Below are 230 nucleotides of genomic sequence, written 5' to 3'. Positions count from 1 at the left end.
CGCGTTATCGTCCCAGATCACGGATTGCGGGTACTCGTGTATGAGAGCGCGCAAGCAGATTTTCTTTCGGTAGTGCCAAGGAACTGCGCCGTTCAACCAGAAGTCGATTTGTGCGATGTCGAAGTCGTTGCCGAGCGCCATCACATACATGTGCTCGGGATCAACAATGAAGTGATCGCGCACTCGCGCATCTATCGTGGTCAACCAGTAATCGGTCAGTTCGCGCTGGA

At 53.9% G+C, this 230-nt stretch carries 1 protein-coding gene; it reads right to left on the bottom strand.

Annotation, left to right across the window (positions count from 1 at the left end; genetic code table 11):
• Positions 1–230 (bottom strand): hypothetical protein (locus tag AC1RPW_RS08740; RefSeq protein ID WP_481769571.1); only part of this gene is annotated, 230 nt, incomplete at both ends.

The sequence above is a fragment of the Dellaglioa sp. CoH-55-MRSF-8 genome (genome assembly GCF_056782195.1).
The sequence above is the reverse complement of the archived record's forward strand: the minus strand, read 5'-3'. Positions and strand labels throughout refer to the sequence as shown.